Genomic DNA, 13,724 nt, shown 5'->3' on the forward strand with positions numbered 1-13,724 from the left:
GGCATGAGTTGTGCGAATTCGGTTTGGGTATGTATCGACTGCCCTTTCTTTATATGATAGCTCACCTTCTAAAACTATCACGTTTACCAACTGGAAGAAGTTAAAAAAAGGTGAAAGAAAAACGAGGCTTATTGAGGTTGCCAAGCAAAATATACGCAATACGAAGCGTGCACTGCTTTATAACATTTCTCATGAAATCGAACTTTATCGAATGTCTTCGTCCATCGTTCCTCTTGCTACACACCCAGAGGTGAAGTGGAATTATATGAAAGATTTGAAAGAAGATTTTGAGGAATTAGGAGAGCTGGTGAAGCAATACCACTTGCGAGTTAGTCTTCATCCTAATCAGTTCACGCTTTTTACAAGTGACCGGGAACAGGTGACCTTGAATGCTGTAGAAGATATGAAATATCACTATAATATGTTTAAGGCAATGGGTGTAGAGGATCGTTGCTTAATTAATATTCATGTTGGTGGGGCGTATGGGAACAAAGAGGAAGCTTTGAAGCGGTTTGACGAGAATATTAAGCTTCTCCCGCGTCATATAAAGAAAAGAATGACATTAGAAAATGATGATAAAACCTATACAACTGCTGAAACTTTACATGTCTGTCAAAAGCATGAGGTACCTCTTTTGTTTGATTATCATCACCATATGGCGAATGAAGGAGAAGAATCTCTTGAAGACCTTCTTCCAAAAGTTTATGACACGTGGAAAGACTTCGGACTGATTCCAAAGGTTCATATCTCATCACCTAAATCAGAAAAGCAGTTTAGGCATCATGCTGACAACGTGAGCCTTGAATTCATTATGCCTTTCCTTACATTAGCTAAATCAATGGGTGAGGATTTTGATATTATGATCGAGGCGAAGGAAAAAGACCGGGCACTGCTTGCACTTGTTGAAGATGTTTCGAAGATTCGTGGTGTAAAGCGTATTAGTGGCGGGGCTGTTGAATGGTAAAAAGAATCCTTCTCCCAAGCAGGAGAAGGATTCTTTTTTATTTTGGCTGTTTTCGTCTAGATTGTTGCTTTCGTAAAACATGTTAAGACAAAATCCCTGCTTTAAATTTAGAGAGTCGCTCTTTTCTAAGCTTTAAAAAATCAGTTTAATCAAAAAGCAACAAAGTTCTAGAAAAGAGCCTTTATTTTACCCAAGGCAATAATGGGCCTAGCCACATAAATAACTTATATCCTAAATACACACCCACAATTCCTGTTACACCTGCTAAAGCAGGTGGCGCTGGAATGGGAAGCTTCAATAGTGCGAATAAAAAACCAACAATGACCCCTGTACCTAATGCTAGAATAACTTCCTTCATAGATAAGATGACATCCTTTCTTTGTACCGCCTGTCTCTATTTAGGACTACATTTTCTCTGGAGCAGAAACGCCAAGTAATAGTAAAGCATTTTTCAACGTAATTTGAACCGTCTTCATTAAAGCAAAACGTACTCGACTTAACTCCAGCTTTTCCGCATCTAGAACTTTTTCAGCGTTATAGAAACTGTGAAGAGTAGATGCTAGTTCAAATACATAATTGGTGATACGGTGAGGCATTCTTTTTTCAGCTGCTTCTGTAACGGCAGCCGGGAACTCGCCCAGCTTCTTTAAGAGCTCAATTTCTTTTTCAGACTGAACTAAATCAAGGTTTAAATCTCCAGCTGCTTGTAGATTCATTTCTTCACCTTGACGTAAAATACTGCAAATTCTCGCATGCGCATATTGTGCATAGTAAACAGGATTTTCATTGGATTTTGAAACAGCTAAATCCATATCGAAATCCATGTGTGAGTCAGCACTTCTCATCGCAAAGAAGTAACGCATCGCGTCTACTCCTACTTCATCCATTAGCTCGCGAAGGGTAACAGCTTTCCCCGTACGTTTTGACATTTTCACCTTTTCGCCGTCTTGGTATAACTGAACCATTTGAATGATTTCGACTTCTAATGCTTTCTCATCATAACCAAGGGATTGAATCGCCGCTTTCATACGAGGAATATAGCCGTGGTGGTCGGCTCCCCAAATATTAATTAGCTTTTCATGTCCTCTTTCTAACTTATCTTTATGATAAGCAATATCTGGTGTTAAATATGTATATGACCCATCATTTTTTATTAACACACGGTCTTTATCGTCTTTAAAATCAGTTGAACGTAACCAAGTAGCACCGTCTTGTTCAAAAATCATTCCTTTTTCACGAAGCGTGTTTAGTGCCTCATCAATCTTTCCATTTTCGTAAAGAGATGTCTCTGAATACCATACATCAAATGGAACACGGAAGTTTTCTAAGTCTTTTTGAAGCTTAGCAAGCTCGTACTTTAAGCCATACTCACGGAAAAATTTATAACGTTCTTCTTCCCCTGCATTAGCGTATTTGTCACCAAATTCATTGGCAAGTTCTTGACCGATTCCAATGATATCAGCGCCATGATAACCATCTTCCGGCATTTCCTTTTCCTGACCTAGCGCTTGGAAATAACGTGCTTCGACCGACATAGCAAGATTGTGAATCTGGTTACCAGCATCATTGATATAGTATTCTCTAGTTACGTCATACCCAGCTTTTTCAAGGATATTACATAAAGAGTCCCCTACTGCTGCTCCACGTGCATGGCCAAGATGCAGATCACCTGTAGGATTGGCAGATACAAACTCGACATTAATCTTCTGATTCTGTCCTGCTGTTGTTTGACCGTAGTTGTCACCTGCTTCTAAAATGGCAGGAATTAGATCCGCTAAGTAGCGGTTATTCATATAGAAATTAATAAAACCAGGTCCTGCAATCTCTACTTTTTCAATAGAGCCTTTGGATTGATCAATGTTTTTGACGATGTCTTCAGCGATCGCACGAGGTGCCTTTTTCGCGACTCTCGCAAGTTGCATCGCCATATTCGTAGCATAGTCACCGTGCGCCTTCTCTTTCGGTAGCTCAAGGATTACATCTGGAATTTGCTCTTCCGTCGCTAATCCTGCCTTTAACACAGCGGCCTTAATTTCTTCCTTCAAACGTTCTTTTATTTGATCCACAACATTCATGACTTATTCCTCCTTAAAATCTATCGTAAGCTTATATAGTCCAACTAATTGCCCTTGCATCCTCAACGTATAAGTCAAGCCAAACTGCCCGCTTTGATTCTGTTCATCCCAAGTATGTATAAGCTTTTCAGTATGAGCCGTTACTTCAAATTTCAACTCCGGTGTTTCATGAATCCCCTTTGTTTTCTTATGAAGCTCAAAAGGAATCCGCATATTCACAGAGCCAGACCTTTTAATCCAGGCCTCTTTTTCGCTCCATCTAACCGTCGTCTTAACCGGCCCCTGCCCTTCCAGCCTTTCCTCAAACATTAAATAGTATTGACCTTCTTTTATGTAATATAGTCCAGTTGTTTCGAATGATACATGAGCTCTCTCATCTTGATCCTTTATTTCACTAGAAAACAAGATCTCAACCGGTATCTTTATCGCTTGTCCCAACCATCTCACACCTTTATCCATTATAACTTTATAAGTATATAGATATCTTAGTAAACTTTCAACAGCGTGAAGGAAAATCGACAAATTTCGGGCGGTGCCTGTCACCACCCGAATAATCTTGCATAGTTGGTAGAAAAATATGACATAGAGGTGAGGATGTTTTGATGGATACGTTAAAGGAATTGGCTATTGTTTTTGGCAGAATTGTTACCATATTGCCCCTTGTTTTGTTTATGACGCTATATATGGGTAGACGGTCGATTGGGCAGTTGCCGGTATTTGATTTTTTAGCGATTATTACACTGGGGGCTGTGGTGGGGGCAGATATTGCGGACCCAAAGATTGAACATTTACATACTGCTTTCGCTATTGTTATTATTGCTATCTTTCAGAAACTTGTGGCGAGGCTTAAGATTCATAACCGATTGTTTGGACGGAGACTTACGTTTGAACCTGTCGTTGTCATTCAAGATGGAGCGTTTGTGGTTAGGAACATTAATCGCATTCAATATTCCATAGATAATTTGTTATTGATGCTGAGGGAGAAGGATGTTTTTGATATTAGCGAAGTACATTTGGCGATCATTGAAGGTAGTGGGAATTTGTCTGTCTTGAAAAAGGCCGCTCATACTCCTGTTACACGGAAGGACCTTGGGGTAGTAGATCCGAGTATATCAATTGGTTATCCTGTCATTGTGGAAGGAAAGCTTTATGAAAGTGTGTTGGACGAATTTTCTTTAAGTACAGCATGGCTCTATCACGCACTTAATCAAAAAGGAATTACTGACATTGAGGATGTATTTTTTGCGTCTATCAACCGGGAACATAATATAATGATTACTGAAAAACAACAGGACATTACGACTCCACAGATTTTTCATTGAACTCTGTTTTACAGGATTAGTGACGTTAACCAAATAAAAAGGAAGCCTTGCACTAGGCTTCCTTTTTCTGTCTAGACATTTACGTTTACATTTTTAGATTGTGAAGCAGAATTGAACCCTACATAAATTGAAGCAAAAGCGATAAGGAAATGAAGTACATTATCCGCCATTAAGAAGATGATGCCAGCAAATTCATGTGTAAATAATCCTAAAAACGCGACGAGTAAATAGACGAATCCAAACACCTTGGCATACCAAACACTTCTTGACTCACTTCCACTAACTGCAACACCTATGACCCCGGATAGTAAATGAACGATATTATGCACAGGGGTTAGATGAAAAATTGCTTCAAGAGGAAGAAAGAACCCTACAATTCCTGATACGATAAAAATGATACCCAACGTTCTTGCAAATTTTGATGCCATATAAACCTCTCCCTTTTAATCGTTTCCATTAGCTAACGAAGGTTTAGAGAGAATGGATCACTGATTACAAGAAATAAAATCTGAGGCAGAAACACCTCGGATTTTATGTTTTAACACAGTAAAGCGGTGGGGGCCTGTCCCCCACCGCTTTACTGTGTTAAAAATCTGTCTATTTTTTCAATGCCCAGCCTAATAGCATTTCACGAATGATTTTGCTAGCTGTATTGGCGGTTTGTTCAGAGTGATCGTAAATTGGTGCAACTTCTACTAAGTCAGATCCCACGACATTCACGTCAGAATGCGCAATTTCATGGATAGAAGCTAGCAGTTCTTTTGATGTAATTCCACCTGCATCCACCGTTCCCGTTCCTGGTGCATGTGCAGGATCTAGCACATCAATATCAATTGTTACATAAACTGGACGACCTGCAAGTTTTGGCAGAACTTCCTTCAATGGCTCAAGTACTTCAAATTTCGAAATATGCATACCGACCTGCTTTGCCCACTGAAACTCCTCTTTCATTCCAGAACGAATACCAAAAGAGAAGACGTTCTCTGGACCAATTAGATCTGCTGCTTTACGAATTGGCGTAGAATGAGAAAGTGGCTCTCCTTCATAGTCTTCACGAAGGTCTGTATGAGCGTCCATGTGAATAATAGCTAAGTCCGGGTATTTCTTGTACATGGCTTTAATGACAGGCCATGATACAAGATGCTCTCCACCCATTCCAAGTGGATACTTTCCTTCAGCTAGTACCTTGTCCACAAATTCTTCAATCATATCTAAGCTCTTTTGAGGATTTCCAAAAGGAAGTGGAATATCACCAGCATCGAAGTAGTTTAGTTCGTCGAGCTCACGGTCTAAATATGCGCTATATTCTTCAAGTCCGATTGATACTTCACGGATTCTAGCTGGACCAAAACGGGACCCTGGACGATAAGAAACAGTCCAGTCCATTGGCATACCGTATAGAACGACACTACTTTCTTCAAAGTTAGAGTGACTTTTTATAAAAACATTACCTGAATAGGCCTCATCAAAACGCATGGAAAAACCCTCCCTCTTAGTGATTACTTAGTTAAATCACTAACAAACTTCGGTAATACGAAGGCTGCTTTGTGTAACTCTTTTGTATAGTACTTTGTATCAATTTCATGGAAACGATCTTCTGCTACTTCTAACGGGTCGTATTTTTTAGACCCCATTGTGAATGTCCACATTCCACTTGGATATGTCGGGATATTCGCAATGTAAAGACGAGTTAATGGGAAAATCTCACGAACATCTCGTTGTACATTTCTAATTAAATCTGGTGTAAACCAAGGGTTGTCCGATTGAGCTACGAAAATTCCATCTTCTTTTAACGCTTTTGAAATACCCGCATAAAAACCTTTTGTAAACAGATTTACTGCTGGACCAACCGGCTCCGTAGAGTCAACCATGATCACGTCATACTCATTTTCACTCTCCGCAATATGCATGAATCCGTCGCCAACCTTCACGTCTACACGTGGGTCCTCAAGCTTACCTGCAATCTCAGGAAGGTACTTCTTAGAGTATTCAATTACTTTTCCATCAATATCAACAAGAGTCGCTTTCTTCACACTTGGGTGCTTTAACACCTCACGAATTACGCCTCCGTCTCCTCCACCAACAACAAGTACATTCTCTGGATTTGGATGAGTAAATAAAGGAACGTGCGCCACCATCTCATGGTACACAAACTCATCCTTCTGAGATGTCATAACCATTCCATCAAGTAATAACATATTGCCAAACTCTTCTGTTTCTACCATATCTAACTTTTGGAAATCAGTTTGTTCCGTATGTAAGGTTTGCTTAATCTTTAACGTAATTCCAAAATTCTCAGTTTGCTTCTCTGTAAACCATAATCCCATAACAGTCACACCTTTCTAATATATGCCTTATACAAAGCTACATCCTACTATGTTATCGTACCCGTTTGGGTCGAATAAAAACCAACTTTATCCTCTTCTATGTAAAGTGAACCATTGCTGTAAAAATATTCAGCAAATCAAAGTATAGAGTAATCTACTAAAAATGCAAGTATAAAATTTGTGAACGTCCCTCCATACTTACACCTACAATTGGTCTACCACCTCGCATGGCTCATCAACGCAGTAAAGCATTACCGCATCGGGGGCCTGGCCCCCGATGCTTTAAAGTGATAAAATCTCGCATTTCAGGTTTAAACTCCGCTTTTTTTCTCAATACTGTTAGAGTCTTTGTTTCTTAAACTTTTACGTTTTCTGTTAGAACTTTATTTTATAGACGGTATACGGTAGGCAGGTGATTTAGGTGGAGGTCATTACAAATAAGCGGTTACGGTTAACGTTAAAATATGTGAGAGCATTCGTATTTATCGGTATGTTTCTATTAATCTTAGGTTTTGTCGGGATGCTAGGATTATTATTGTATGCAAAGGTGGAGGGACCTCCGCCTTTAGCGGTTCCACAATCTACGATTTATTATGGAGCAGATGGTACGGTGATTGGAGAGAGCCATCAGGGTCAGACTCGATATTGGGTGCCACTTTCTGAGATTTCCCCTCATATTATTCAGGCAACAATCTCCATTGAAGATAAGCGTTTCTATGATCATCAAGGCTTTGATTATGTTCGTATTGCCGGGGCTGCGTTAGCTGATATTAAGGCGATGGCCAAGGTGCAGGGTGCTAGTACGATTTCACAGCAATATGCAAGGAACCTATTTTTAGAGCATGAAAAAACATGGAAGCGAAAGTTCACGGAAGCTCTATACACGCTTCGCATTGAGATGAATTATACGAAAGAGCAAATTATCGAGGGGTACTTAAACACTATTTATTACGGCCATGGTGCTTATGGGATTGAGGCTGCCTCAAACTATTATTTCAACAAATCGGCGAAGGATTTAACGCTAAATGAAGCGTCCATGCTTGCAGGAATTCCAAAGGGTCCAAGTCATTATTCACCGATTGACCGCCCTGAAAATGCTAAGAAACGTCAAAGAGTCATCCTAACTTCCATGGTGGAAAATCAACTATTAAATGAGCAACAGAAAGAGCTAGTGTTAGCAGAAGAGTTAACCCTTTACGGTAAGTTTGATGTGAAAAGTCGGGATATTGCCCTTTATTTTCAGGATGCTGCTAAAGAGGAATTTAAGTCAATTACTAGCCTGACTGATCAAGCCATTCAAATGGGTGGATTAAAAATCTACACGACCCTTGATCCTGAACTTCAAGCCATTGCCGAGGAAAAAATGGAGCAAATCATTGACCCCGCCTCTGAGATACAGGCAGCAGTTATGATTCAGCATCCTTCTACAGGAGAAGTGAAAGCACTTATCGGGGGAAGAGACTACTCGAAAAGTCAGTTTAACCGTGCCACTCAAGCAAAACGTCAGCCAGGCTCTACGTTTAAACCCTTTTTATACTATACAGCGGTAGAGCAAGGGTTTACCCCTTCAACTACACTGCGAAGCGAGTATACAACCTTTCAGTATGGAGAAGGAACTTACTCACCTAGTAATTACAACGATTATTATGCGAATGAAAATATTACGCTCGCTCAGGCGATCGCGCTATCTGACAATGTATTCGCGGTCAAAACTCATATGTCTCTTGGAATTAACGCCCTTGTAGATACTAGTAAGCGACTTGGTATAACAGGCAATCTGCCTTCCATCCCTTCCTTGGCATTAGGTACCTCTACTGTCAAAATGGCGGACATGGTGAATGCCTATGGAATTCTAGCTAATGGTGGAAAAAGAATTAAACCTACCTTTATTAGGAAAATTGAGAATCACCACGGAGAGGTCATATACGAGAGTGAACGTTCTAAAGAGCAGGTACTGGATAAAGATGCGGCATTTGTCACCACTCATATGATGACTGGCATGTTCGATGAAAAATTAAATGATTATACAAAAGTAACTGGCCGGACAATTAGTGACCAGCTGACAAGAATTTATGCTGGAAAATCAGGAACGACTAGTACAGATAGCTGGATGATTGGCTATTCTCCAAAGCTCGTAACAGGGGTTTGGGTTGGCTATGACCGAGATTACACGATTGATTTAGTTTCGGAAAAAAGTTATTCAAAAGAGATTTGGGCAGCTATTATGGAAGAGGCACTGAAGGATCAGCCTGTTCATGCCTTTAAACCTACTTCTGGTGTAGTCGGTGTTTATGTAAATCCGGATAACGGTATGCTTGCTACAGAGACCTGCCCTGTTGTAAGACTAACTTATTATACAAAGGGCACCGAGCCGACTGAATATTGTCAGGATCATTTACCTCATCAATACGAAGAGGAACCTGTGCTTCTAGAGGAAGAAAAAAAGGAAAAGCCAGGATTTTTTAAGAAGATTATGAATTGGTTTACACCATAAATGCAAAAAACCGAAGGAGTAGAGTCTCCTTCGGTTTTTTGTGTCCTAGTTTTACAGTGTGTTAATACTGTAAAATAAGTGTACTTTTTTTCATACAAAAGCTCAACAAAAAATGAAAACGTTCATCAAAATGTCATAAAATTGTCGTTTTATGCTTCTACTGTTAAATCTTCTTTTAATTGTGGTAGAGAACGATCCCACATTCCTTTATCATGTTTCTGTAAAAAATCCGCTAGAACTCGTTTGGATGCATCGTCCATATGTGAGACGATAATTTGACGCTTCAACGATTTATCCATTCTATTTACATGCTCCGGCAGTGATTTATACCCTCTACGTGCTTCTCGGTTCACTGTCATTTCACATGCGGTTACGCCAGCATAATAAGGTCCGCTTTCTAAACGCTCAATTGTTACCCACACTAGCCAATATAGTTTTCCAGATGGAACTTTATCACGATCTGGCAAAAACTTAATTCCTTTTTCGACGACACTTCTCGCATGCATCGCACCGATGTCAACAAATGCTTCTCCCTCTTCAGGATCAACAAAAACTGGTGAAATATTTTCAAGGCTTAGTGCCCCGCCAGCACCAAAACCACCATGTCCATCAGTAGGGTCATTCTTTATTATATTAAAACCAATCGATTTCTTCTTTTTTTCTTGATCCATTAAAGTCGACCTCCTCTATGAGTTCATTTTACCGAAATTAGCCGTTCATATTCAACAAAGTGAGCACAAATACAGATAATGAATCTGCTACAAACGGAATGACCGTGTTAAATATAGGTGTAATGGTATATTGATCAAGAGGTGTAATGACTAAAATTAGAAAAACGATAATTCCGTACTGCTCATATTGAGTCAGTTTAGCTCGAACGGTGGGTGGTACGAGATCCTCAATAATTCTATACCCATCAAGCGGAGGAAAAGGAAGTAAATTAAACACAAATAACGCAATATTGATTGAGATAAATGTATTAAAGAACCCGTATATAATCTCCTCTATATGATCCGGAATACTATTATAGACACCGATCTTCATTAACCCAAACCAAATAAACAATGCCAACAAAGCTAACAGCACATTACTAAGTGGTCCCGCAATGGAAACCAACACCCCCGCCAACCTCGGTTTCTTAAAGAAAAACCGATTAACCGGCACAGGCTTCGCCCAACCAAACCCTAAAATAAACAGAGCAATCGCCCCAATCGGATCCAAATGCTTAAGAGGAGATAAGGTTAACCTCCCCTGCTTCTGCGCAGTAGGATCACCAAACTTATACGCCACATACGCATGCGCAAACTCATGCAACGTAAAAGCAATCAATAACGTCACAATAAAGTAAATAATCGTCTGTACATCCAAATTCATAAACGGAAGAAAATCCATATAAGTCCCCTTTTCCATAGCTCTTTTCAAAAATCAACTGTGCCTATTATACAATAAGACTATCAATCATTATGTAGAAATATGTCAAACCAACACTTTACCGCATTAACGCATCGGGGGCCTGGCCCTCGATGCGTTAATGCGTCATCACGACAACGCGGCATAGAACCAGACCCCCAACATCTATTAATGAACTTTTGTTTTTAAGGTTTCGATATAGTGATAGGCTTCTTCGACTTCTTCTTCTGTGTAGCGCTGCTTGCTCTTTAGGGTGAACACTTTTTCTTTTACTTCTTCTTTTTCTAGATCTTCGAAGTAGAGGACCGTGGACACTAGTTCTAAGAAGCGAGAGCTTTGGTCGTTCATGGCTTTCATACAGCCGTTTAGAGCAGGCATTTCAAAATCATTTTGACTTAAGAACTGCTCCCCAATTTCGGTTAAAGAGTAACGATATTGGAAGTAGCCACCCTTTTTTTCTTTCATTTCCTGAAGGAAACCAAGGTTGCATAGCTCTTCGATTCGTAGCGTTAATTCTTCAGAATAGGGTCCATAGAAATGGAAATCATAACGCTCATAGAAAGGGAATTGAAGCTTTTTCCCGATGAATACCATTTTTTGAAGCTTTTTTCGACCGATAATTTCCCCTGCTTCAGCAAAAACCTTCATTACCTTGATATGATCCTTTAACAAACCACCAACACTCCTTACTCCGACATTTATCTATCTAACATACATTCTCTCGCGTATGTTTGTTTCTCTCTTTAGTAGAGGATGTTCAAAATACCCAATTCTTCGTTAACTTAACGGAACTCAGAAGCTTCCTAGCTCCGGTCAACCATTTTGAACAAGCTCTAATATGGTTTCTTTAGTATCTCTAAGATCTGTTCCTTCACCTTTTTCTTGCTTGAAAGGTCTTCAATAAAATCCTGCGGAAAATATAGTTTATGGTCCGTACGTCGTTTACCAGAAATGGCTTCTACAATTTCAGATTCACGTGATAATTCACGAAGTTCACCATTTGGCATTTGCAAATGAATCGGTAGACGTTCTTCCTCTTCACCAGGACGATAAAAATCATACGGAAGATCGGATGAGGAATCTAAAACTAAGTAATAATCCGGATCAATTCCAGCCTTTTTGAAAAGCTGAATCAGCTCTAACCACTGCTGCATTTGTAAATGGGGATTAAACTCTACATATTGAAATAAATTACGGTGTACAAATCGGTTACATAAATCCGACAACACTTCATCCTCTTCTTCCATCCACGCTTGGAAATAGAATAAAATGATAGATTCATCCAACTTTAGATAATCCGCAACTGTAATTTTCTCATCCTCTTTATATAAAGAATAAAAATGCTTCGGTTCTGTTTTAAATTGATAGCCTTCCTGAAAAAGTTGCTTCGCACGATGTAAAATCTTCGTTAAAATCACTTCCGCACTTCTTGAAACGGGGTGAAAATAAACCTGCCAATACATGTGATAGCGACTCATGATATAATCCTCAACCGCGTGCATTCCACTCTTTTTAAACACAACTTGGTCTTCCCTTGGCCTCATGACACGCAGAATTCTCTCCATATCAAAATGACCATAACTAACTCCTGTAAAATAAGCGTCGCGTTGCAAATAATCCATGCGGTCTGCGTCAATCTGACTTGAAATGAGACTAACAACAAGCTTATTCTTATACGTTTTTGCAATCACTTCCGCAACCTTTTTAGGAAAATCAGCACCCATTTTTAGCAAAATTTTATTAATTTGTGTATCTCCTAAAATGATAGCTCTTGTAAAATCCTCATGATCTAAATGGAAGACCTTTTCAAAAGCATGCGAAAACGGCCCATGTCCTAAATCGTGTAGTAGTGCTGCACATAGGGTTAATAGACGTTCGTTATCATCCCATTCTGGTCTTTCTTGAAAAACATCGTCAATAATACGACGGATAATTTCATAAACACCTAATGAGTGATTAAACCGGCTATGCTCTGCTCCATGGAAGGTTAAGTAAGTTGTTCCGAGTTGTCTAATGCGACGAAGTCTTTGAAATTCAGGTGTACCAATGAGATCCCAAATTAATTTATCCCGCACATGAATATACCGATGCACAGGATCTTTAAATACTTTTTCTTCACTTAGTTTTCCGTTGGGATATGACATTCCTTTACCCCCAAATTTAATGTATAGAATATAAGGCGCAAGCACCTCTATGCCCCAACAAATAAAAGCTCTTTCCTCGAGTAATGGGTGCTGGAGCTCTATCTATGACCCACGCCTGAGCGATTCTAATAAATCTTTTTATAAGTAAAAACTAACGATGTCTATTTTTTCTATGAATTTTATTATAGCTTCTTTCTTTCGATAAAAAAACCCGACTTTTGACATTTTACTCTGTTTAAATTTGACATCAACGTCGAAAAAACCAACAAACATAACAGCCACTTGGATTTATTAAAATATAAAAAAATTTTTAGATACCAAAAAGACCCATCTTTGTAAGAGGGCTCGTTTCTAAAACTTGTTGCGTTTCAAACAGATTAGATATCCACCTACTCTAACACTCTTTTCTCATGAAATGAGTCCTCATTATTTATCACTTCAAGTATTTTCTCCTCATTCTCAGCAACTCGGTCCTTCAGCCAATGATAAAAAACCTCAATCTTTTCATTATTAGAAGGGTCCTCTAGCAGTTCTTGTAATACTTCTTGAAACCCTTGATCATTTAAATCAAGTGAACTACCTGTCTCTAATTGCAGCTGATCCAATTCTTGTAAAAGGTTTGAATCAATCACTTCATCCTGTACTTGTCCAAACTGATGCAGTTCATGTAAAACATCTGGTGTTAAGGCTAACAGCTGTTTTGCCTGCTCTATTAGTTGACTTGTTGCCACTGGTTCATCATTCGTCTCTTCCTGGAATTCAATAGGCTGACCATGAGTCATGTCCTCCTCCACTCGGTGACTTTGATTAAAAAACCAACCAATGACCCCAAGTTCCATTAGTAAAAAAAGTAATAGAATCCTTTTAATCATGATGTCTTCACCTCATTAATAAGCTTGACCTTAATTTGGTCATGACATACTTAATAGGACTTTACAAAGGCTCTTGACAAAGAAAAAGCCAAAATAAAAAACTTCCATATCTACAT

The 13,724-nt window shown here is 39.2% G+C and carries 14 protein-coding genes; 3 read left to right on the forward strand and 11 right to left on the reverse strand.

Annotation, left to right across the window (positions count from 1 at the left end; translation table 11 throughout):
- The first annotated feature begins 10 nt into the window (after positions 1-10).
- Positions 11-964, forward strand: coding sequence for a UV DNA damage repair endonuclease UvsE (gene uvsE / locus LT143_RS16075; RefSeq protein WP_246944528.1), 954 nt, complete (start codon positions 11-13; stop codon positions 962-964).
- Between the two features lie 181 nt (positions 965-1,145).
- Here the strand turns inward: uvsE and LT143_RS16080 are convergent, their stop codons facing one another.
- Genes LT143_RS16080 through LT143_RS16090 form a run of 3 tightly spaced genes read right to left on the reverse strand, consistent with a single transcriptional unit; the run spans position 1,146 to position 3,477 of the window.
- A complete protein-coding gene (locus tag LT143_RS16080; protein WP_246944531.1) occupies positions 1,146-1,322 on the reverse strand; it encodes a XapX domain-containing protein in 177 nt (58 codons plus the stop codon).
- Positions 1,323-1,368: 46 nt separating this feature from the next.
- Positions 1,369-3,039, reverse strand: a complete 1,671-nt coding sequence (gene argS, locus LT143_RS16085) for an arginine--tRNA ligase (protein ID WP_246944534.1) — start codon at positions 3,037-3,039, stop codon at positions 1,369-1,371.
- Between the two features lie 3 nt (positions 3,040-3,042).
- A complete protein-coding gene (locus LT143_RS16090) occupies positions 3,043-3,477 on the reverse strand; it encodes a YwiB family protein (RefSeq protein WP_246944537.1) in 435 nt (144 codons plus the stop codon).
- A 164-nt stretch (positions 3,478-3,641) separates the two neighbouring features.
- On the opposite strand from LT143_RS16090, the gene LT143_RS16095 reads away from it, so the two are divergent.
- Complete coding sequence (locus tag LT143_RS16095) at positions 3,642-4,361, forward strand: DUF421 domain-containing protein (protein ID WP_246944539.1); 720 nt, start codon at positions 3,642-3,644, stop codon at positions 4,359-4,361.
- A 71-nt stretch (positions 4,362-4,432) separates the two neighbouring features.
- Here LT143_RS16095 and LT143_RS16100 read toward each other — a convergent pair whose 3' ends face one another.
- The 3 genes from LT143_RS16100 to speE all read right to left on the reverse strand — a co-directional run bounded on the left by LT143_RS16100 (position 4,433) and on the right by speE (position 6,688).
- Entirely contained in the window at positions 4,433-4,789 is a 357-nt protein-coding gene (locus tag LT143_RS16100; protein ID WP_246944541.1) for a DUF4383 domain-containing protein, read from the reverse strand.
- Between the two features lie 169 nt (positions 4,790-4,958).
- Entirely contained in the window at positions 4,959-5,837 is an 879-nt protein-coding gene (gene speB / locus LT143_RS16105; RefSeq protein ID WP_246944543.1) for an agmatinase, read from the reverse strand.
- A 23-nt stretch (positions 5,838-5,860) separates the two neighbouring features.
- Positions 5,861-6,688, reverse strand: a complete 828-nt coding sequence (gene speE, locus LT143_RS16110; protein WP_246944545.1) for a spermidine synthase — start codon at positions 6,686-6,688, stop codon at positions 5,861-5,863.
- Between the two features lie 421 nt (positions 6,689-7,109).
- On the opposite strand from speE, the gene LT143_RS16115 reads away from it, so the two are divergent.
- Positions 7,110-9,182, forward strand: coding sequence for a transglycosylase domain-containing protein (locus LT143_RS16115; RefSeq protein ID WP_246944546.1), 2,073 nt, complete (start codon positions 7,110-7,112; stop codon positions 9,180-9,182).
- A gap of 149 nt (positions 9,183-9,331) precedes the next feature.
- Here LT143_RS16115 and LT143_RS16120 read toward each other — a convergent pair whose 3' ends face one another.
- From LT143_RS16120 to LT143_RS16140, 5 genes are all read right to left on the reverse strand, one after another.
- Positions 9,332-9,853, reverse strand: a complete 522-nt coding sequence (locus LT143_RS16120; protein ID WP_246944547.1) for a YwhD family protein — start codon at positions 9,851-9,853, stop codon at positions 9,332-9,334.
- A 37-nt stretch (positions 9,854-9,890) separates the two neighbouring features.
- Positions 9,891-10,574, reverse strand: a complete 684-nt coding sequence (locus LT143_RS16125) for a site-2 protease family protein (protein WP_246944548.1) — start codon at positions 10,572-10,574, stop codon at positions 9,891-9,893.
- A gap of 186 nt (positions 10,575-10,760) precedes the next feature.
- Complete coding sequence (locus tag LT143_RS16130) at positions 10,761-11,264, reverse strand: YwgA family protein (protein ID WP_246944550.1); 504 nt, start codon at positions 11,262-11,264, stop codon at positions 10,761-10,763.
- Positions 11,265-11,425: 161 nt separating this feature from the next.
- On the reverse strand, positions 11,426-12,736 hold the full coding sequence (locus tag LT143_RS16135) for an HD domain-containing protein (protein ID WP_246944551.1): 1,311 nt from the start codon (positions 12,734-12,736) through the stop codon (positions 11,426-11,428).
- Between the two features lie 389 nt (positions 12,737-13,125).
- A complete protein-coding gene (locus tag LT143_RS16140) occupies positions 13,126-13,608 on the reverse strand; it encodes a hypothetical protein (protein WP_246944552.1) in 483 nt (160 codons plus the stop codon).
- Positions 13,609-13,724 lie beyond the last annotated feature (116 nt).

This window comes from Bacillus pinisoli (assembly GCF_023036475.1).
Classification (GTDB): Bacteria; Bacillota; Bacilli; order Bacillales; family SA4; genus Bacillus_BS; species Bacillus_BS pinisoli.

Excerpts from the sequence above, each read along its gene's own strand:
- LT143_RS16140 (WP_246944552.1), bottom strand. The coding sequence starts at position 13,608 with ATGATTAAAAGGATTCTATTACTTTTTTTACTAATGGAACTTGGGGTC.
- LT143_RS16125 (WP_246944548.1), bottom strand. The coding sequence starts at position 10,574 with ATGGATTTTCTTCCGTTTATGAATTTGGATGTACAGACGATTATTTAC.
- argS (WP_246944534.1), bottom strand. The coding sequence starts at position 3,039 with ATGAATGTTGTGGATCAAATAAAAGAACGTTTGAAGGAAGAAATTAAG.
- speE (WP_246944545.1), bottom strand. The coding sequence starts at position 6,688 with ATGGGATTATGGTTTACAGAGAAGCAAACTGAGAATTTTGGAATTACG.
- speB (WP_246944543.1), bottom strand. The coding sequence starts at position 5,837 with ATGCGTTTTGATGAGGCCTATTCAGGTAATGTTTTTATAAAAAGTCAC.
- LT143_RS16095 (WP_246944539.1), top strand. The coding sequence starts at position 3,642 with ATGGATACGTTAAAGGAATTGGCTATTGTTTTTGGCAGAATTGTTACC.
- LT143_RS16120 (WP_246944547.1), bottom strand. The coding sequence starts at position 9,853 with ATGGATCAAGAAAAAAAGAAGAAATCGATTGGTTTTAATATAATAAAG.
- LT143_RS16100 (WP_246944541.1), bottom strand. The coding sequence starts at position 4,789 with ATGGCATCAAAATTTGCAAGAACGTTGGGTATCATTTTTATCGTATCA.
- LT143_RS16135 (WP_246944551.1), bottom strand. The coding sequence starts at position 12,736 with ATGTCATATCCCAACGGAAAACTAAGTGAAGAAAAAGTATTTAAAGAT.
- LT143_RS16080 (WP_246944531.1), bottom strand. The coding sequence starts at position 1,322 with ATGAAGGAAGTTATTCTAGCATTAGGTACAGGGGTCATTGTTGGTTTT.